Here is a 21,531-nt window from a genome sequence, read left to right as displayed (position 1 = left end):
TCGACAATTAATGTGATAGAATAATACGTAAAAGATTTGAAGCTATTTTACATGTTTGTTTAAAATAGCTGGAAGGAGCTAGTGTTTAATGGAAGCAAGAGGTTATCATGTAGCAGTAGTCGGTGCAACAGGAGCGGTGGGGCAACAAATGCTTCATACGCTGGAGGAACGTAATTTTCCAATTTCTAAATTAACTTTGCTTTCTTCTGAACGTTCAGCTGGTACTAAAATCACGTTCAGAGACGAAGAATATATTGTTCAAGTCGCAACTCCTGAAAGCTTTGAAGGAGTTCAAATTGCATTGTTCAGTGCTGGTGGAAGTGTATCTAAACAATTTGCACCAGAAGCAGTAAAACGTGGAGCAATCGTTGTTGACAATACAAGTGCATACAGAATGGATGAAAATGTTCCACTTGTAGTACCTGAAGTTAATGAAGAGGCTCTTAAAGATCATAATGGGATTATTGCAAACCCAAACTGTTCTACGATTCAAATGGTTGTTGCACTTGAACCAATCCGCAAGCAATATGGCTTAAATAAAGTGATTGTGTCAACATATCAAGCAGTATCTGGAGCAGGTGCAGCAGCAATTAATGAATTAAAAGAACAATCTAAAGCCATCCTTAATGGTGAAGAATACACACCTGAAATTCTTCCTGTAAAAGGTGATGAACAACACTATCAAATTGCATTTAATGCAATTCCACAAATTGATAAATTCCAAGATAATGGCTTTACATTTGAGGAAATGAAGATGATTAACGAAACGAAGAAAATTATGACTATGCCTGAGTTACACGTAGCAGCAACTTGTGTTCGCTTACCTGTTGAGACTGGACATTCAGAATCTGTATACGTTGAAATTGATCAACATGATGTCACAGCAGAGCAAGTTAAAGAACTATTAAAAGAATCAGATGGTGTGACACTTCAAGATGACCCATCCAGACAAATTTATCCAATGCCAGCACATTGTGTAGGAAAGAATGATGTGTTTGTAGGTCGAATTCGTAAAGATTTAGACCGTGATAATGGGTTCCATATGTGGATCGTTTCTGATAACCTATTAAAAGGTGCAGCTTGGAACTCTGTTCAAATCGCTGAGAGTCTTGTAAAATTACAATTAGTTTAATCTTTATTAGGAAGAGAGCATGGTTAACCAGCTCTCTTCTCTCACGTCTATAGTTGAGGTGTTACAATGAAAATTATTGTTCAAAAATTCGGTGGAACGTCTGTTAAAGATACTCACGGTCGAGAAATGGCCTTAAACCATATAAAAGAAGCAATAGCGGAAGGCTATAAGGTTGTTGTTGTCGTTTCTGCAATGGGTAGAAATGGTGATCCATATGCAACAGATACGCTGCTTAGTTTGCTATATGGTGGGATTGAATCGATTTCGAATCGGGAACAGGATATGCTCTTGTCTTGCGGTGAAATGATCTCTTCAATTGTATTTTCAAGTATGTTAAATGAGAATGATATTAAAGCCACAGCGCTAAATGGATCACAAGCTGGTTTTGTTACAAATGATGAACATACAAATGCTAAAATTCTTGAAATGAAGTGTGAGCGATTGCTTGAGACATTCGAAACTCATGATGTTGTAGTTGTCGCGGGTTTTCAAGGTGCTTCATCGACAAATGGAGATATAACGACGATTGGTAGAGGTGGAAGTGATACTTCTGCAGCTGCACTTGGTGCAGCATTAGACGCTGAATTTGTTGATATCTTTACAGATGTTGAAGGTGTCATGACTGCAGATCCACGAATCGTAGAAAATGCAAAACCTCTTTCAATTGTAACATATACAGAAATTGTTAATCTTGCATATCAAGGTGCTAAGGTTATCCATCCTCGTGCAGTTGAAATCGCAATGCAAGCAGAAGTACCTATACGTGTTCGATCGACATATTCACAATCCTCTGGAACACTCGTTACATCAAATCACTCTAGAAAAAGAGGAAGCGATGTTCATGAACGTCTAATAACCGGAATTGCGCATGTCTCTAATGTCACTCAAATAAAAGTGACTGCAAAAGAAGGTCAATATGATGTTCAAACAGAAGTTTTCAAAGCAATGGCAAAGGACGGTATAAGTGTAGACTTTTTTAATATAACTCCAAAAGGTGTTATTTACACTGTTACTGATAAGGTTACCGATCGTGCAATCCAAATTTTAGAGAGTCTCGGTTATGAACCAATTATTAATAGACATTGTGCAAAAGTATCCACAGTAGGGGCAGGAATTATGGGTGTTCCTGGTGTGACAGCAAGAATAGTGACAGCACTTTCCGAAAAAGGAATCCAAATCCTTCAATCTGCCGATAGTCATACGACGATTTGGGTTTTAGTAAAGGAAGAAGATATGATAAAATCGGTTAATGCTTTACACGAAGCATTTGATCTATCAAAATAAGAAAAGCGGAAGCCTTTGGACATTCTTGGGCAATTAGCCGCTATCATTAGCAACAAACTAAGCTTATATTTAGAAGGCAACAAAAGGAGTGAGAGAGAGAATGAGTCATTTTGGAAAACTTTCAACAGCAATGGTAACTCCGTTTGATAAAAATGGAAATATTGACTTTCAAAAAACATCTAAATTAATTGATTACTTAATCAACCATGGATCTGATTCATTGGTTGTAACAGGTACAACTGGCGAATCTCCTACACTAAGCAATGAAGAGAAAATTGCGCTAATTAAACACACTGTTAAAGAGGTAAATGGTAGAGTTCCTGTTGTAGCTGGGACTGGTAGTAATAATACTGCTGCTTCAATTAAATTAACAAAGCTTGCTGAGGAATCAGGTGTGGATGCAATTATGCTTGTTGTTCCATATTATAATAAACCTAGCCAAGAAGGACTTTATCAACACTTTAAAGCTATAGCAGAATCAACGACTCTCCCGATCATGCTATATAATATTCCAGGCAGAAGTGTAGTTAATATGTCCGTAGAAACAACGGTGAGACTGTCAGAGCTGCCAAACATTGTTGCAGTTAAAGAAGCTAGTGGTAATCTAGATGCGATGTCAGAAATTATTGCTAAAACAAAAGAAGATTTCGTCCTATACTCAGGTGATGATACATTAACATTACCAGTTCTTTCAATTGGTGGTGCCGGAGTAGTATCTGTGGCTTCTCATATTTTTGGAAATGAGATTCAATCTATGATATCAGCATTTGTTAGTGGAAATTATGTTTCCGCTGCAAACCAACACCGTAAATTATTGCCCGTAGTTAAGCAATTGTTCACAGTTCCAAACCCAGGACCTGTAAAAACGGCTTTACAAGTTAGAGGCTTAGATGTTGGTTCTGTACGCTTACCATTAATCCCATTAACAAGTGATGAACGTAATAAGCTTATGGAAGTAATTGATAACTATTTAAACGAATAATTATTTTTGTTGATTCATTTTCGTTAGACCTGATACAAGAGTATCAGGTCTTATTTATTTCGACGGAAACAAACATAATTGCCTTCTAGTCTTAAACACTTAAGATTGAAGGTGAGGAACCATTTATTTATGGGGACTAATACTAAGGTTGGAGAAGGTGTTTATGATGATGATTAAGTATTAATCATCAGAAAAACTATACGGAGAAAATTTCCTTGTGTTCCATTTCTTTCATCAGGTATAATGTTTCTAAGTGCCGTTGAACGGGTACTTCAGTGGGGAGGATTTATTAAATCATGGAAAAGACAGAAAATATTAAATTAATCGCTTTAGGCGGCGTAGGTGAAGTCGGGAAAAATATGTTTGTAGTTGAAATTAACTCTGATCTATTTGTCGTTGATGCAGGGTTAATGTATCCTGAAGGTGAAATGTTAGGTATTGATATGGTTATACCAGATATTACGTATTTAAAGGAAAATAGAGAGCGTGTAAGAGGGATTTTTCTAACACATGGGCATGATGAGAATATCGGTGGGATTTCCTATCTCCTAAATAATATTAGTGTGCCTATATATGGTACAAAGCTTACATTGGCATTTGTCAGTGAAAAACTAAAAGAAAATCGAATGAAACAAACGGTATTGGTAAAAGAAATTGATAACCAAACAGTCTTGCGGTTTTCAAGTACTGAAATTTCTTTTTTTAGAACAAATCATAGTATTCCAGATTCAGTCGGCATAAGTTTTTCTACTTCAATGGGTTCTATCGTCTTTACAGGTGACTTTAAATTTGATCAAACACCTGTTGGTGATAGTCAAATGGATATTGGTAAAATCGCTAAGATCGGAGATGAAGGTGTTTTATGCTTATTATCTGATAGTATTAATGCAGAAAAGCCTGGATATTCTGGTTCAGAAGCCATTATTGGAAGTGAAATATCTGATGTCATGTATAATGCCGAAGGAAGGGTAATTGTTGCAGTAATTGTTTCTAACTTATACAGGATTCAACAAGTAATAAATGCTGCAGTAAAAAATAACCGTAAGATAGCAATTGTAGGGAAAAATATGAAGAATACCCTAAATTTAGCTATCAATCTAGGATATATTGATGTTGATGAAGAGTTTATCATATCTGTAAACGAAATAGACAAGCATCCAAAAAATGAAGTTGCTATTTTAACAACAAGTAATCATGGAGATCCACTAGCTGTCTTATCTAGAATGGCTAAACAGTCTCATAAGCAAGTTAATGTAAAAGAAGGAGACACCATCCTTGTAGCAGCTACTCCAATTCCTGGTCAAGAGTTAATTTTCTCTAAAACAATTGATTTATTATTTAGAGCAGGAGCAAATGTTGTATTTGGTCAAAAGCAAATCCAAGTTTCTGGCCATGGTCACCAAGAAGAGTTAAAAATGATGCTTAACTTAACAAAGCCAGAGTTTTTTATTCCAATTCATGGTGAATATAAAATGCAAAAAGCTCATGCAAAATTAGCGAAACAAGTAGGCTTGGATGAAGAGAACATCTTTCTAATAGAAAAAGGAGATGTTGTTGAGTTTAAAGGAGATCAAGTACATACAGGTGCTAAAGTATCATCTGGAAATATATTAATCGATGGCCTAGGAATAGGGGATATAGGAAACATCGTGCTTCGAGATCGTCGTTTATTATCTCAGGATGGAATTTTAATCGTTGTGGTTACTCTTGATAAACAGAAAAAACAAATCATATCAGGTCCAGAGATTATAACGAGAGGATTCGTTTATGTCCGTGAATCAGAGGAGTTAATTGGAAAAGCAACTGAGCTTGTTTCTGATATTGTAGATCGTAGTGTGAGGGAATATGCTATTGAATGGTCAGCAATAAAGCTTAGTATAAGAGAGTCGCTTAATCAATACTTATATGAGAAAACGAGAAGAAGACCAATGATCTTACCGATTATTATGGAGATTTAATGAAAAATCAATGTAACGTTGATTTTTAATAGATTGAAAACGCTTGTAAGACAAAGTTGTTGAATATACTTTAATTTGGCTTGAGACTGACACATGATTGAATTGTCAGTCTCTTTTCAATGTGAAGAAAATAATAAAATTGTTTCTATTGTGGTTAAGAGCTTTGACATCCTCCTCCAGCGACTATTGAACTTTACACCCCTTATACGCTAAGTCAACATCGAACGCTCGTGCTCTTTGTGTTTTATTTGCTGCACATTAAAGGTTAGTAAATGTAAAAGTCCGTTAAGTCTTACTATCCATCAGAAAACCACTGATGTAAGTCTCGCTATATCCCATACAATTTAAAAGCGAGGCGACTGTTCAGCTCTGACAAGCATAAGACAAGCAGATGATTGTTGTGGTTTTTTCTCAGGCAGCTGATTGGCTTATGACTCGAAGAGCTATAAGCCGCAGCTAGATACGGAGTCCTCCAGTTCATACATCGCTGAACAAGGTACATGCGCTTTTGTTTTGAATCGTCTATTTCTTATCATTCGCATGAAATAAACAAGGTTGTAAATACTACAAACAGAATGAAAAAGAAAGGATGATGAAGCTTGACGAATCATGATCATTACATACAGGGGAACGATCATAGCGAAGTTGGAGAGAAGCAAGAAGGAAAAGAAAGTTCAATTGTTGAAAAGATACAACAACTGGGCCAAACAAATGTGCCACAGATGGGACAAGATTCTAAAATCCATTGTTTAACAATTGTTGGACAAATTGAAGGTCATATTCAACTTCCACCTCAAAATAAAACAACGAAATATGAACATGTCATCCCGCAGATCGTTGCAATTGAACAAAATCCTAATATAGAAGGATTATTAGTAATATTAAATACCGTTGGTGGTGATGTGGAAGCAGGTTTAGCTATAGCTGAGATGCTTGCCACGATTTCAAAACCAACTGTCTCCATAGTATTAGGTGGAGGTCATTCGATTGGTGTCCCAATCGCTGTTTCATGTGACCATTCCTTTATCGTAGAAACTGCAACAATGACAATCCACCCTGTTCGTTTAACAGGATTAGTTATTGGGGTACCACAAACCTTTGAATATTTAGATAAGATGCAGGATCGAGTCATCAATTTTGTTACGAAGCACTCAAATATTACTGAAGAGAAGTTTAAAGAGTTAATGTTTTCAAAAGGGAATTTAACGCGAGATATTGGGACAAATGTTGTTGGGAAGGATGCAGTAGAGTACGGGTTAATTGATGAAGTCGGTGGAGTTGGTCAAGCAATTCAAAAGCTGAATAGTATTCTTGAAAAATCTGATGATAAGCAGGTGCTTCAATGATCTACTATACAATGATGCCAGAAGAACTTATGTTCCCAACCATGGAAGATGAATATAAAAAGCAATCAGTCATTCATATGAACGGTGTTCAACTTTTAGTCCAGGAAACAGCAACTGCTCAATATGAAATTGTTCGAATTCTAAGTAGTGATCCACGTCATTTTTTAGATAATCAGTATTGTCCGGGTCAAAAAATTACCATGACCATTTCAACCCCAGAGGAGAAATATGGTATAATAGGAGAGCAACGATAAGGCAGCCAGTTTCGGCTGCTTTCTTCATTTTTTTAAAGAAAAACATTAACTATACATAGGTGATCATTTTATGGCAAAACGAAAAAGAAAACAAAGAAAAACGAAGGAAGATTGGAAAAAGACGTTAAAATATGAGCTTGCAGGATTAATTATTTTAGCAATTGCACTAATAGCTATTTCAAAGCTTGGATTTGTGGGTACAACGTTCGTTCATTTATTTCGCTTTTTTAGCGGAGAATGGTACATGCTGTTTTTAATTGGAATTGTCCTTTTCTCACTCTGTTTAATTTGGAAGCGACAAATCCCAAGGTTATTTAGTCGGCAAATGATTGGCATATATTGTGTAACAGCCTCTCTATTACTACTTAGTCATGTAACACTTTTCAAAATGCTTTCACATAATGGCACTTTTGCATCCCCTAGTGTTCTCTCTAACACACTTGAACTGTTTTGGTTGGATGTTAGAGGTGAGGGAAGCACTGTCGATTTAGGTGGGGGAATGCTAGGAGCACTCTTTTTTGCTGCTTCCTACTATCTATTTGCTGAAGCGGGTTCAAGAATCATTGCAGTTGTCCTAATTGTTATTGGGGTTATTTTAATTACAGGTAGATCATTACAAGCAACATTGGCTAAGGTGTTAATGCCGATTGGAAGATTTATTAAAAATCAGGCTATAGGTTTTAAAGATGATATGAAAAGTCTACCCTCTGCAATGAAAAAGAAGCGTGAGGAGCAAAAACAAAATAGAAAGGACAAGGAAGAAGAGAAGGCTAGAGAAAAGGAAATGGAATCGTTTGATGATGAAGAGGTTATGAAACCAATCATTTCAAGTTTTTCTGATCTTGAGGAACCATCAGAAATGGTCGTTCATATGATGGACACACATCAACAAATAAATCCTGCTAATGAATCAACTCAAAAACAAAGAACTACCAAATCAACAACAGAAGAATCAACACAAGAGCAAGAGGCTCTTCAGCCAATAACATTTGTGGAGGTAGAGAACAAAGATTATGAACTACCGCCAATCGATTTATTAAAAGCACCTAAGCAAAACGCTCAAAATGCAGATAAGAAAAATATTTACGAAAATGCTAGGAAGCTTGAAAAAACATTTCAAAGTTTTGGTGTCAAAGCTAAAGTTACTCAGGTACATTTAGGACCAGCTGTTACGAAATATGAGGTATACCCCGATGCAGGTGTTAAGGTTAGTAAAATTGTTAATTTAAGTGATGATTTAGCATTAGCTCTTGCTGCAAAGGATATTCGGATAGAGGCCCCTATTCCAGGAAAATCTGCTGTCGGTATCGAAGTACCAAATTCAGAAATAGCAATGGTTTCCCTAAGAGAGGTATTAGAGTCGAAATCGAATGATCGACCTGATGCAAAACTACTAATCGGTTTGGGAAGAGATATTTCTGGTGATGCTGTTTTAGCTGAACTTAATAAAATGCCTCACTTATTAGTTGCAGGTTCAACTGGTAGTGGGAAAAGTGTCTGTATTAATGGGATCATCACAAGTATCTTAATGCGTGCAAAGCCACATGAAGTCAAGCTTATGATGATAGATCCTAAAATGGTAGAACTTAATGTATATAATGGGGTCCCGCATTTGCTCGCCCCTGTCGTAACAGATCCAAAAAAAGCGTCCCAAGCTTTAAAAAAAGTAGTCAATGAAATGGAAAGACGATATGAGCTGTTTTCTCATACTGGAACGAGAAATATTGAGGGTTATAATGAGATAATCAGAAGAAATAACCGAGTTGAAGAAGCAAAGCAGCCAGAAATCCCCTATATCGTTGTTATTGTTGATGAGCTCGCAGATTTAATGATGGTTGCTTCATCTGATGTTGAGGATTCAATAACTAGGCTTTCACAAATGGCTCGTGCGGCAGGAATCCATTTGATTATTGCAACACAACGTCCGTCAGTTGATGTTATCACAGGAGTAATTAAAGCAAATATTCCTTCACGAATCGCTTTCAGTGTTTCATCACAAACTGATTCTAGAACAATACTTGATATGGGGGGCGCTGAAAAGCTATTAGGTAGAGGAGATATGCTCTTTCTACCTGTCGGTGCATCAAAACCTGTTCGTGTTCAGGGAGCATTTTTATCGGATGATGAAGTTGAACAAACCGTTGATTTTGTTATTGCTCAACAGAAGGCACAATATCAAGAAGAGATGATTCCTTCCGAAGTAGTTGAAACAACAAGCGAAGTACAAGATGATTTGTACGAGGAAGCTGTACAGCTTGTAGTTGATATGCAAACGGCATCTGTGTCAATGCTACAACGTCGATTTCGTGTCGGTTATACGAGAGCGGCTCGATTAATTGATGCGATGGAAGAAAGAGGAGTAGTAGGCCCATACGAAGGGAGCAAGCCTCGTGAAGTCCTTCTCTCAAAAGAAAGACATGAAGAACTAACCTCATAATGAATAAGACTAAACAGTGTACGAAGTGAAAATCATTTTGTATGCTGTTTTTTTGTTTTCAATTGCAAGTTCAATAATAAAATGAAAATTTATAATAAATTTGTTACTAGTAGTTCCAATAAAAATTGGACACATTACATCTAAAATTTACATATTGAGTATAATAAATCATGAAAAACAGAAATATAGTTAACAAACTAATTTTATTTTTCTACTTATTTCGACAAAAATATTTAGTTTCTATTTATTTCTAACGAAAAACATGATATAGTATTTTCGATTAGAGATAGGTGTATAACATCAGATGTCTGATCTCTTGTACATAGCGGAAAAGGTTGGGGGCGGACTAATGACCATAAAATCTGACAATCGTCACTTGTATTTACAAGTTATTGATAAAATTAAAGAAGATATTGAAAATGGCACTTACAAGGAAAAAGAAAAACTACCATCTGAATTTGAACTTTCAAAAGGTTTAGGAGTCAGTAGGGCTACTCTAAGAGAAGCACTCCGTATACTTGAGGAAGAAAACGTTATCATAAGAAGGCATGGTGTTGGAACATTTGTAAACTCCAAACCGCGATTCACTTCAGGTATAGAACAATTAAATAGTGTAACAGCAATGATTGAAAAGGCAAATCTTACACCAGGCACTATATTTCTTTCATCCTTGATTACTGGTGCTACAGATGATGATGTGAAAAGGTTTAAATGTGACAAAGAAGAGGAAATCTTCTTACTAGAAAGAGTACGGACAGCAAATGGTGAGCCAGTAGTCTATTGTTTAGATAAAATTCCGACACATATTTTACCAGAAACTTTTGATCATGAGCAGGAATCCTTATTTAAATTATTGGAAGAAAAAGCTAATATATATATTAGCTATGCTGTTACTCATATCGATCCTATTGGCTACCATGAGAAAATTTCTCCAATTTTAGAGTGTGATCCTGAAACCTCATTGCTATTGTTAAAACAAATGCACTTTGATGACCAAGATAGACCGGTTTTATACTCATTAAATTACTTTAGAGCAGACCACTTTAGTTTTCATGTTGTAAGAAAACGATTATAGGTAAATGATAATAATAGACCCTTAACTTTTTTTCTATAGTTCTTACATAAGTTTGTCAGAAAATCTACACTAGTTAGTGCTAAACTCTTGTGTGTTATTTATCCCATTCATAACGGGCAGTAAAACCCCCACCTCAAGATTCTAGAGAGGCCAAGCAGATTGGTGTGGGGGGAACTGCCCGTAAAGATCCGATAAGTCTCGCTATCCATCAGTAGGGATGAACATAACCCCTCCGATGGAATTCTCGCTTTATGATAAAAGTAAGTGTAATTTGGACTTTAAGGAGGTGATCGTACCGAAAAGTCTGTTTGTAGTTAAGAGCTATATTAAAATTATTAATTAGGGGGTTATAAAAATGAAGAAAAAACATGGACTTGCATTATCTCTAGTGCTTGCAGCAGGAACGCTTTTAGCTGGCTGTGGCGGTGGGGCTGATAAAAATGAAGAAGCTGGTGGAGAAGGCGGCGGTGAAGGTTCAAAAGATAACTTCACTTTAGCGATGGTTACTGATGAAGGTGGGGTAGACGATAAATCATTTAACCAATCTGCTTGGGAAGGCATTCAAGAATATGGTGAAGAAAACAACCTTGAAAAAGGGGAAGGTTATAACTATTTGCAATCAACAAGTGATGCAGACTATGCGACAAACTTAAATACTCTTGCCCGTAAAGACTATGACTTAATTTACGGAATTGGTTTCCAATTGCAAGGTGCAGTAGATGAGATCGCACAGCAACAAAAGGATGCTCATTTTGCTATTGTTGATAGTGTTGTAGAACAGCCAAACGTTGCCAGCATTACATTTAAAGAGCATCAAGGTTCATACTTAGTTGGAGTAGTTGCTGGTTTAACAACGAAAACTGATAAAATTGGATTCGTAGGTGGTATGGAATCTGATTTAATTAAAAAGTTTGAAGTAGGTTTTGTTGAAGGTGTAAAAGCAGTTAATCCTGCTGCAAAAGTTGATATTCAATACGCTGGATCATTTACTGCAGCTGATAAAGGTAAAGCGATTGCTTCAAGTATGTACGGTGGTGGCGCAGACATTATTTATCATGCTGCTGGTGGTACTGGTAACGGTGTATTCTCTGAGGCTATTGACTTGAAAGTAGAAGATCCAGACCGTGAACTTTGGGTTATCGGTGTTGATAAAGATCAATATGAAGAAGGAAACGGTAAAACGAAAGACGGAGAAGACTTTAACGTAACACTTACTTCTATGGTAAAACGTGTTGACGTTGCTGTTAAAGATCTTGCTGAAAAAGCTTCTGCTGGTGAGTTCCCAGGTGGAGAAATTATAGAATACGGTATTGAAGAGGAGGCAATTGGTATTGCTTCAGCTCCACATGATGAACATCTATCAGATGATGTAAAAGCAAAAGTGAAAGAATATCAAGAGAAAATCTTAAATGGTGAAATTGAAGTACCTACAAAATAAAGATAAATAAAAAGGGGCTGACTTAATGATAAAGGTCAGACCCTCTAGCTAAACGAATATAGGACAATGTGTCTATATCTCCATTTGTTAGAGAGGTCTGTACTATTTAAAAGTCACCCCTTTATTCCTGAAAATCAATAAATGCAAATCTTCTAACTATTTAGAGGACTTGCATTTGGTGATTTTCATACCAGCTAGCTTTTGTCAATAGAGCATTAAGTTACAAAATGAATAATAAAAAACTTCATGTTGTTCAGGGAAAAGGAGTGAACAAGTTGGAATATGTAATTGAGATGCTAAATATTCGCAAAGAATTTCCTGGAATAGTTGCAAACGATAACATTACTTTACAAGTTAAAAAAGGGGAAATTCATGCGTTATTAGGTGAAAATGGAGCAGGAAAGTCAACATTGATGAATGTGCTTTTTGGACTTTATCAACCGGAAAAAGGGGAAATTAGAGTTAAAGGAAAAAAGGTTGATATTACGAATCCAAACATCGCAAATGATTTAGGAATTGGGATGGTTCATCAGCATTTTATGCTCGTTGATACGTTTACTGTTACAGAAAATATCATCTTAGGTAATGAACCGAAAAAAGGTACTTCAATTAATTTAAAAGAAGCAGAAAAACAAGTAAAAGAAATATCAGAGAAATACGGTCTTAAAGTTGATCCTACAGCAAAAATTTCAGATATTTCAGTAGGTATGCAGCAACGAGTAGAAATTTTAAAAACGTTATTTCGCGGTGCAGAAATATTAATCTTTGACGAACCGACAGCAGTTTTAACTCCTCAAGAAATTAAAGAGTTAATTCAAATTTTAAAAACTTTAATTAACGAAGGAAAATCGATCATATTAATTACACATAAATTAAAGGAGATTATGGAGGTTTGTGATCGAGTTACAGTCATTCGTAAAGGGGAAGGAATTGGAACAGTAGATGTATCTGATACAAATCCAAATGAACTAGCTTCATTAATGGTAGGACGAGAGGTCTCATTTACTACAGAAAAAATTCCTGCTTCTCCTAAAGAAGATGTATTAACAATCGAAAATTTAGTTGTTAAAGATAATCGTCAAGTTCCGATGGTAAATTCTTTAAGTTTATCAATCCGTGCCGGTGAAATAGTCGGTATTGCTGGTGTAGATGGCAATGGTCAAACTGAATTAATTGAAGCGATTACAGGGTTAAGAAAGGTGCATTCTGGTACTGTTAAAATAAATAATAAAAACATTACAAATATGCACCCAAGGAAAATTACAGAGACAGGCATTGGTCATATTCCGCAGGATAGACATAAACATGGCCTTGTATTGGATTTCCCTGTTGGCGAGAACATGGTGCTACAAACCTATTACCAAAAACCATTTTCAAAGAGAGGTGTCTTAAATTTTAAAGCCATTTATGATAAAGCTTCCCAATTAATAAAGGAATTTGATGTAAGAACACCAAGCTCAACAACCTTAGCAAGGGCTTTATCAGGTGGAAATCAGCAAAAGGCTATAATCGGACGTGAAGTTGATCGAAACCCTGATTTATTAATTGCAGCACAGCCTACACGTGGATTAGATGTTGGAGCAATTGAATTCATTCATAGCCGGTTAATAGAACAACGTGATAACGGAAAAGCTGTCCTCCTTATTTCATTTGAATTAGATGAAATTATGAATGTAAGTGATAGAATTGCTGTTATCTACGAAGGAAAAATAGTTGATATCGTTGATCCTAAGGAAACAACTGAACAGGAGTTAGGATTGCTAATGGCTGGTAGTAAGCGTCAGAAAGAAGGTGAGCCATCATGAATTTAAATCGTTATATGAATTTGCTAATTCCGATAATTGCCATTATATTAGGTTTAGTTTGTGGTGCAATCATTATGTTAGTTAGTGGTTACGATCCGATTGCTGGGTATAGTGCATTATGGTATGGGATCTTCGGAGAATCTTATTATATAGGTGAAACGGTTAGACAGGTAACACCTTATATTTTAACAGGTTTAGCGGTAGCGTTTGCCTTTCGTACTGGTCTATTTAACATTGGAGTTGAAGGGCAAGTAATAGTCGGTTGGCTTGCTGCGGTTTGGGTCGGTATTGCATTTGAATTACCAATGATTATTCACCTTCCACTAGCAATTATCGTTGCTGGTTTAGCAGGTGCACTTTGGGGATTTATTCCTGGTTTTTTGAAAGCCCGATTTAAAGTACACGAAGTCATCGTTACAATTATGATGAATTATGTTGCTTTACATGTAACAAATGCATTAATTAGAGACGTAATTACTGATAATGCTGATAAAACGGAAAAAGTACTTCCATCTGCATCTTTACGTTCTGAATTTTTTGAGAATATAACTGACTTTTCACGTATGCACTTTGGGATTTTTATTGCACTAATTGCAGCATTTTTGATGTGGTTTTTACTTGAAAAAACAACAAAAGGATATGAGCTTCGTGCAGTAGGTTTTAATCACGATGCAGCACATTATTCTGGGATGAATGTAAATAAAAACATTATTTTATCTATGGTTATCTCTGGTGCGTTTGCGGGTGTTGCTGGGGCGATGGAAGGTTTAGGAACGTTTGAATATGTTTCTGTTAAGGGTGGCTTTACAGGAATTGGTTTTGATGGAATCGCTGTTGCCCTTATTGGAGGAAACACGGCAATTGGAATCATATTCGCTGCTGCATTATTTGGTGGACTGAAAATTGGAGCATTAAACATGCCTTCAGAAGCTGGTGTACCGAATGAACTAGTTGAAATAGTTATTGCACTTATTATCTTCTTCGTAGCTTCAAGCTACTTTATCCGTTGGATTTTACTTCGTTTTAAAAAGGAGGGGAAATAAGTGAGCATTTTACAGGCTTTAGAAATTATAATTCCAACAGCTTTGTTTGTGGCAGCTCCACTTATTTTCACTGCACTTGGTGGAGTTCTTAGTGAACGTGCAGGTGTTGTAAACATTGGTCTTGAAGGCTTAATGATTATTGGTGCTTTTGTAGGTATTGTTTTTAACCTTAATTTTGTAGATGTATTTGGAAGTGCTACCCCTTGGTTAGCCATTTTAGCTGCAATGGTTGCAGCAGCTATTTTCTCCTTGCTTCACGCAGTCGCTTCGATTACCTTTAAAGCAGATCAGGTAGTAAGTGGTGTAGCAATAAACTTTTTAGCATTAGGTTTAACATTATTCTTAGTAAAAAATATATATGAAAAAGGGCAAACAGATCGAATAAGTATAAGCTTTAATAAGATGGACGCACCAATCTTAAGTGACATTCCTATAATTGGTAAAATTCTTTTCTCAGGAGGATATATTACTTCTTATATTGCAATACTAGCAGCTGTGATTGTTTGGTATGTTGTATATAAAACACCATTTGGTCTTCGTCTGCGTTCAGTTGGAGAGCATCCAATGGCAGCAGATACAATGGGAATAAATGTAACAAAAATGAGATATATCGGGGTCATGCTCAGTGGAGCGTTTGCTGGAATCGGTGGTGCTGTATATGCTACGATTATTTCAAGAGATTTCGGTCATGCAACAATAAGTGGCCAAGGATTTATGGCGCTTGCAGCGGTTATTTTTGGAAAATGGCATCCATTAGGTGCGATGGGGGCCGCACTATTTTTCGGACTTGCACAAGGATTAAGTATTATTGGAGGAACCATTCCGTTTTTAAAAGATATTCCAACGGTTTACTTACTTATACTACCTTATGTCTTAACTATTCTTGCGCTAACAGGATTTATTGGACGTGCCGATGCACCTAAAGCATCTGGAACCCCATATGAAAAAGGAAAACGATAAAAGTAATAATCGAAAAAGGCTACCTCACTATGTTGGGGAGCTTTTTTTGTCGTTTAGTAAATTATAAAATTCTTGAACTGTGGATAAGCGCACGACATCCAGCTCCAGCGCCTAGCCCCTCGAGGTCATAAGCTAATTTAGAATTGAAGGCAAAGAACGTCTTCTATTCTAAATCATCTTATTTGCCTTAGGTTGATCAATGCGCTTGAGTTTTTGTGCCTTTTAGAATTAATATTCTAACAAGAAATAAATTAAAATAACGAACTAATAAATACGAATGAATTTCCATTTGTTAGTTACTACTTAATTCTAGTATATGTTCGTAGGTAACTACACAAAATGTAATTGAATAAAAAATAATGTAGACAAGGTGAAGCAAAGATGGAATCACGAAAGAAGCTCGATTTGTTAGCATTATCATCTGTTCCGCTTGTAATGACATTAGGAAATTCAATGTTAATTCCTGTACTTCCTTTAATCTCTAAAAAATTAAATATCGGATCTTTTCAAGTTTCTTTAATTATAACCGTGTATTCAATTGTGGCGATTATTTTAATACCGATTGCAGGATATTTATCTGACCGTTTTGGTAGAAAAATGGTCATGGTACCATGTTTAATTATTGCAGGTCTAGGTGGAGCAGTTTCAGGTTGGGCTTCTTGGCAAATGGATGATCCTTTTATGTTTATACTGATGGGGAGGGTATTACAGGGGATTGGCTCTTCTGGTGCCGCACCCGTGGTGATACCGTTAGTAGGGGATATGTTTAAGGAAGATGAACAAGTTAGTGAGGGATTAGGATTAACTGAAACAGCTAATACAGCAGGAAAAGTGTTAAGTCCAATAATCGGAGCTGTTTTAGCTTCATTTTTATGGTATTTGCCCTTTTGGTTTATTCCTTTTTTTAGTTTAATTAGTGTATTACTTGTCTTTTTTTTCGTTAAGGTTCCTAAAAAAAAGGAAAAAGAGAAACAGTCATTTAAGGAATTTGCTCATTGTATAAAAGACATTTTTAAAGAAAATGGAAAATGGCTTTCTGCTGTTTTTGCGGTAGGTTGTATTATTATGTTTGTCTTGTTTGGGGTTTTATTCTATTTATCAGATATGCTTGAAAAGCAATATAACATAGATGGTATTCACAAAGGGTTAGTATTAGCCATTCCGTTATTAGCGCTTTCAGTTAGTTCATATGCAGCGGGGAAAAAAATTGGTGAAAGCAAACAACTGATGAAAATGGTCATTGTCATTGGGATGGGAATCGTAACTATATCCTTTATAGCATTAAGGGTACAACATTCTTTTTTATATTTAGTTGCCTTTTTAGTCATTACTGGCATTGGCATTGGAATCACACTGCCAAGCCTTGATGCGATCATTACAGAGGGTATTGAGAAAGAGCATAGAGGAACAATTACCTCAATATATAGTTCAATGAGATTTATAGGAGTTGCAGCAGGTCCACCAGCATACTCATATTTTATGACGATATCAGAACATCTCATCTATTATATATCTGGTGGTGTTAGTTTTTTGGCTGTAATGATTGTTATGTTATTTATTAAGCCTAAAAATAACCCGCAAAAGGATTCGGATACAAAGCGAATGCCTAAGCTTGCTTAATGCTGATGTAAGGGATTTTCTCCCTTATATCAGCCTGTTTATATTCATTTGTATATAGATGTTTGTTTATAGAAAGAATAAGATGGAGAAAAAAGTGTATTATTTCCTTTATTATCCTCGTATTGATATAATTACAAGCAAATACTTACAAAAGCTAATTGCCATAAAGGAGGGTTTTCATGTCGTTTATTAATGAACAGCTCGTTAATGTAAACGGGTTGTCCTTGCATACTGTTACAACGAGTAAATTTAAAACCAATACTATTGTTTTAAAACTACTCGCCCCATTAAATGAACAGGATGTTACATATCGTGCATTGCTTCCGTATGTACTTCAAAGAGGTACGAAGAGTTTTCCAACTAGTACGAGTTTAAGGCAGCATTTAGATGAACTATATGGTGCAACTCTACATGTTGATCTTGCTAAAAAGGGTGAAAATCATATCATTTCATTTCGCATGGAACTTGCAAATGAAAAATTCTTGTCCAATCCCGCGCCTTTATTAGAAAAAGGGATTAAGCTATTATCAGAAATTTTGTTAGATCCGGTTGTCGATGGAGAAGCATTTAAAGAAGAGATTGTGACACAAGAAAAGCGAACGTTAAAGCAACGCATACAATCTGTTTATGATGACAAAATGAGATATTCTAATTTACGCCTTGTGCAGGAAATGTGTAAGGGTGAACCATATGCGCTACATGTTAATGGTGATATTGATGATATAGAACAAATATCTCCAAAGACATTATTCGATTATTATCAGAAGGCAATAAGCTCCGATAAAATTGATCTTTATGTTGTTGGTGATTTAGATCAACAAGAGGTGGAAGGTTATGTAAATCAGTACTTTCCTATACAAAACAACCATCATCCAGTTAGTGAAACATCTAAGAAACAAGAAGTAGAAGAAAATGAAGTGATTGAGGAACAAGATGTAAAACAAGGAAAATTAAATATTGGCTATCGAACAAATAGTACGTATCGTGATGATGACTACTATGCTCTACAAGTCTTTAATGGAATTTACGGTGGTTTTTCACATTCGAAGCTATTTATCAATGTCCGTGAAAAAGCAAGCTTAGCTTATTATTCGGCATCAAGGGTTGAGAGCCACAAAGGTTTATTAATGGTTATGTCCGGCATAGAGGTTCAGAATTATGAACAAGCTGTCACAATCATTCGGGAGCAAATGGCTGCGATGAAAAGTGGAGATTTTACAGATCAAGAATTCGAGCAAACTAAGGCAGTTATCCGAAATCAGCTTTTAGAAACAATTGATACTGCATATGGCTTAGTTGAGATTGTCTATCATAATGTTATTGCCCAAAAGAATCGCTCATTTGACGAATACCTACAAGGGATTGAAGAAGTTTCAAAAGAAGATGTTGTGAAAGTTGCTGATAAGGTGGAGTTAGATACAATTTACTTCTTAAAAGGAATGGGGGGAAATGCATGACAAATCCTATTCGTTTTGAGCAATTACAGGAAGAGCTATACTATGAAAAGATGGATAATGGGCTTGATGTCTATGTATTACCTAAAAAGGGTTTTAACAAAACATTTGCTACATTTACAACAAAATATGGGTCAATTGATAATCGCTTTGTACCTTTAAATAAGGAAGAGATGAATACTGTTCCAGATGGAATCGCCCATTTTCTTGAACATAAGCTTTTTGAGAAAGAAGATGGAGATGTATTTCAGCAATTCAGTAAACAAGGGGCATCTGCAAATGCGTTTACTTCGTTTACTAGAACAGCTTATTTGTTCTCAAGCACAAGCAATGTTGAACAAAATCTTGAAACATTAATAGATTTTGTGCAAACTCCATATTTTTCAGAGCAAACTGTTGAAAAGGAAAAAGGTATTATTGGGCAGGAAATCAATATGTACGATGATAATCCGGATTGGCGATTATATTTTGGATTAATCCAAAATCTATATCAACATCATCCGGTAAGAATAGATATAGCAGGTACAATTGATTCAATTGCTAAAATTACAAAAGACTCGTTGTATGAGTGCTACAATACATTCTACCACCCAAGCAATATGTTGCTATTTGTGGTTGGTGCTGTAGAACCAGAGGAAATATTAAAACAAGTAAGAGATAATCAACAGAAAAAAGATTTCACAGCTCAATCTGAAATCAAAAGAGAATTTCCAAATGAGCCGAATCAAGTTTATCAAAAGCTTGATCAATTAAAAATGAATGTCCAAGGGTCTAAATGTTTAGTTGGATTAAAAGCAAAAAATCCTAATCGCTCTGGAAAAGATTTATTAAAATATGAGCTAGCTATGAATATTATTTTGGATATGTTATTTAGTAAAAGTTCTAAGTACTATGAGAATCTCTATAGTGAGGGTCTTATTGACGATACATTTAGTTATGACTATACAGAAGAAAAAGGATTTGGTTTTGCAATGATCGGTGGAGATACAGAAGATCCTGATAAACTTGCAGAGCAAATCAAACATATTTTATTAACGGCAAAAGCTGATGGTGTTGATTTTACAACTTTTGATTCAGCGAAAAACAAAAAAATTGGAGCGTTCTTAAGAGCGATTAACTCTCCAGAATATATCGCAAATCAGTTTACGCGTTATGCCTTTAATGATATGAACCTTTTCGATGTCGTACCAACACTCGAATCGCTTTCACAGGACGATATTACATCTGTACTCAAAGAGGCAGTGGAAGAAGAATTATTCACAGTTTGTCAGGTAGTACCTAAGTAACGATAGGTTTAAGAAATAATGTAGTTAATAGATGACTTAAAAGGGTCTGACCCCTTCAAACTTCACTAGTTTATAGTATTTTTCCACTTTTTAAAATACTATAGATTGTGTTAAGGGGTCTGACCCTTTTGTTTGAGGAGAGAAACAATGGATAAATATGCATTAATCACTGGGGCTAGTGGTGGAATTGGTACAGCAATTGCGAAAAAACTTATAAAGGATGGTTACCATTTATTTGTTCATTATCATCAAAATGAACAAGCTATTCAGGAGCTTGTGCAATCTAATGCCCAATATAAACGGATGATCCTGCCAATACAAGCAGATTTAACTAAGCAAACGGGTGTACAAGATCTTATCAATCAAATGGAAAAGCCAATTGATTTACTTGTATTAAATAGTGGCATGAGCTTTTACGGTTTAATTACTGATATGAATGATGATGACATAGAACAAATGATCAATTTACATATTACAAGCCCTTTTCGTTTAACACAAAAGCTTATTCCTGCAATGGTAAGTAAGCGCGAGGGAAACATCATAGTGATTTCATCAATTTGGGGAATAGTAGGAGCATCGTGTGAGGTATTGTATTCGATGGTTAAAGGTGGGCAAAATTCATTTGTTAAAGCTCTCGCTAAAGAGCTTGCCCCTAGTCAAATTCGAGTAAATGCGATTGCACCAGGTGCTATTAACACTCAAATGCTCTCGAATTTTACTGAAGAGGAACTTAATGATCTTAAAGATGAAATTCCAATTGGTCGTTTAGGTCAGCCTGATGAGATTGCTCAAACGGTATCTTTTTTAGCATCAACAAAAGCCTCTTATATCACTGGTCAGGTTATATCGGTGGATGGTGGATGGTATTAATTAAGTGCATTATTCAACTTGCTATGGTTTGAACCGATATCTAGGCCCTATTTTTGAAATTGACGAAATATCTATTTCTACAAATAAGATTTTTCTAAAAAATATGGAATAAAAAATTTAAGCCAAAGGAACACTAAGCTTGTAACAATTAAAAAAGGGGGTACTCCTATGTCTGTTTTAGAAAATTGGGATGAGTGGAAAAATTTCCTTGGTGACCGTTTACATCATGCTCAAAACGAAGGAATGAATGATCAGGTTATTAATAATCTAGCATTTGAAGTTGGTGACTACTTAGCAAAACAAGTAGACCCTAAAAACACTCAAGAAAGAGTATTATCAGATCTTTGGAGTGTTGCTTCTGATCAAGAAAAACAGGCAATTGCAAGTATGATGGTAAAGCTTGTTCAAAATAACGGTTCGCACTAAAAAAGAGAGGAGATATCCTCTCTTTTTCAATATCATTTATTATAGAACCCTTTTGGTTTGTTTTACATAGACCTTTTTTGGATAAAGTAAGATTAAGATGGTTGCACTTTTTATTATTTGTCAAGTAATTGTTCTTTCTTCTTTTGGATAAATCATATATT

The 21,531-nt window shown here is 35.7% G+C and carries 17 protein-coding genes; all 17 read left to right on the top strand.

The genetic code is table 11. The features are described 5' to 3' along the window. The first annotated feature begins 88 nt into the window (after positions 1-88). The 17 genes from asd to I7822_RS01405 all read left to right on the top strand — a co-directional run bounded on the left by asd (position 89) and on the right by I7822_RS01405 (position 21,370). Entirely contained in the window at positions 89-1,132 is a 1,044-nt protein-coding gene (gene asd / locus I7822_RS01485) for an aspartate-semialdehyde dehydrogenase (RefSeq protein WP_207975014.1), read from the top strand. Between the two features lie 66 nt (positions 1,133-1,198). Next, positions 1,199-2,416: an aspartate kinase gene (gene dapG, locus I7822_RS01480; RefSeq protein WP_207975013.1), complete on the top strand. Its 1,218-nt coding sequence runs from the start codon at positions 1,199-1,201 to the stop codon at positions 2,414-2,416. Between the two features lie 100 nt (positions 2,417-2,516). Beyond that, positions 2,517-3,398: a 4-hydroxy-tetrahydrodipicolinate synthase gene (dapA, locus tag I7822_RS01475; RefSeq protein ID WP_207975012.1), complete on the top strand. Its 882-nt coding sequence runs from the start codon at positions 2,517-2,519 to the stop codon at positions 3,396-3,398. A gap of 296 nt (positions 3,399-3,694) precedes the next feature. Then, positions 3,695-5,356: a ribonuclease J gene (locus tag I7822_RS01470; RefSeq protein WP_207975011.1), complete on the top strand. Its 1,662-nt coding sequence runs from the start codon at positions 3,695-3,697 to the stop codon at positions 5,354-5,356. 620 nt (positions 5,357-5,976) lie between these two features. Beyond that, positions 5,977-6,702: a ClpP family protease gene (locus I7822_RS01465; protein ID WP_207975232.1), complete on the top strand. Its 726-nt coding sequence runs from the start codon at positions 5,977-5,979 to the stop codon at positions 6,700-6,702. Beyond that, entirely contained in the window at positions 6,699-6,956 is a 258-nt protein-coding gene (locus tag I7822_RS01460; RefSeq protein WP_207975010.1) for a YlzJ-like family protein, read from the top strand. The genes I7822_RS01465 and I7822_RS01460 overlap by 4 nt, the downstream gene beginning before the upstream one ends. Positions 6,957-7,026: 70 nt before the next feature. Next, positions 7,027-9,393 carry an FtsK/SpoIIIE family DNA translocase gene (locus I7822_RS01455; protein ID WP_207975009.1) on the top strand — a complete coding sequence of 789 codons (2,367 nt, stop codon included), beginning with the start codon at positions 7,027-7,029 and terminating at the stop codon, positions 9,391-9,393. Positions 9,394-9,742: 349 nt separating this feature from the next. After that, entirely contained in the window at positions 9,743-10,468 is a 726-nt protein-coding gene (locus I7822_RS01450; RefSeq protein WP_207975008.1) for a GntR family transcriptional regulator, read from the top strand. Between the two features lie 355 nt (positions 10,469-10,823). Continuing rightward, a complete protein-coding gene (locus I7822_RS01445) occupies positions 10,824-11,906 on the top strand; it encodes a BMP family lipoprotein (RefSeq protein WP_207975007.1) in 1,083 nt (360 codons plus the stop codon). Positions 11,907-12,181: 275 nt separating this feature from the next. Continuing rightward, positions 12,182-13,711 (top strand): ABC transporter ATP-binding protein, encoded by a 1,530-nt coding sequence (locus I7822_RS01440; protein ID WP_207975006.1) that lies wholly within the window; start codon positions 12,182-12,184, stop codon positions 13,709-13,711. Then, positions 13,708-14,754: an ABC transporter permease gene (locus I7822_RS01435; RefSeq protein ID WP_207975005.1), complete on the top strand. Its 1,047-nt coding sequence runs from the start codon at positions 13,708-13,710 to the stop codon at positions 14,752-14,754. The genes I7822_RS01440 and I7822_RS01435 overlap by 4 nt, the downstream gene beginning before the upstream one ends. Positions 14,755-14,760: 6 nt before the next feature. Next, positions 14,761-15,714 carry an ABC transporter permease gene (locus I7822_RS01430; RefSeq protein ID WP_372442075.1) on the top strand — a complete coding sequence of 318 codons (954 nt, stop codon included), beginning with the start codon at positions 14,761-14,763 and terminating at the stop codon, positions 15,712-15,714. A gap of 381 nt (positions 15,715-16,095) precedes the next feature. Then, positions 16,096-17,334 (top strand): bacillibactin exporter BcbE, encoded by a 1,239-nt coding sequence (gene bcbE, locus I7822_RS01425; protein ID WP_207975003.1) that lies wholly within the window; start codon positions 16,096-16,098, stop codon positions 17,332-17,334. Positions 17,335-17,513: 179 nt separating this feature from the next. Further along, positions 17,514-18,791 (top strand): EF-P 5-aminopentanol modification-associated protein YfmF, encoded by a 1,278-nt coding sequence (gene yfmF / locus I7822_RS01420; protein WP_207975002.1) that lies wholly within the window; start codon positions 17,514-17,516, stop codon positions 18,789-18,791. After that, positions 18,788-20,074, top strand: coding sequence for an EF-P 5-aminopentanol modification-associated protein YfmH (yfmH, locus tag I7822_RS01415; protein ID WP_207975001.1), 1,287 nt, complete (start codon positions 18,788-18,790; stop codon positions 20,072-20,074). The genes yfmF and yfmH overlap by 4 nt, the downstream gene beginning before the upstream one ends. Before the next feature lie 147 nt (positions 20,075-20,221). Beyond that, positions 20,222-20,944, top strand: a complete 723-nt coding sequence (ymfI, locus tag I7822_RS01410; protein ID WP_207975000.1) for an elongation factor P 5-aminopentanone reductase — start codon at positions 20,222-20,224, stop codon at positions 20,942-20,944. Positions 20,945-21,112: 168 nt separating this feature from the next. After that, positions 21,113-21,370: a DUF3243 domain-containing protein gene (locus I7822_RS01405; RefSeq protein ID WP_066337593.1), complete on the top strand. Its 258-nt coding sequence runs from the start codon at positions 21,113-21,115 to the stop codon at positions 21,368-21,370. Positions 21,371-21,531: the final 161 nt, after the last annotated feature.

It is taken from the genome of Metabacillus bambusae (assembly GCF_017497975.1).
Classification (GTDB): Bacteria; Bacillota; Bacilli; order Bacillales; family Bacillaceae; genus Metabacillus; species Metabacillus bambusae.
Note: the sequence above shows the minus strand (reverse complement) of the source record. Positions and strands in the feature narration are given on the sequence as shown.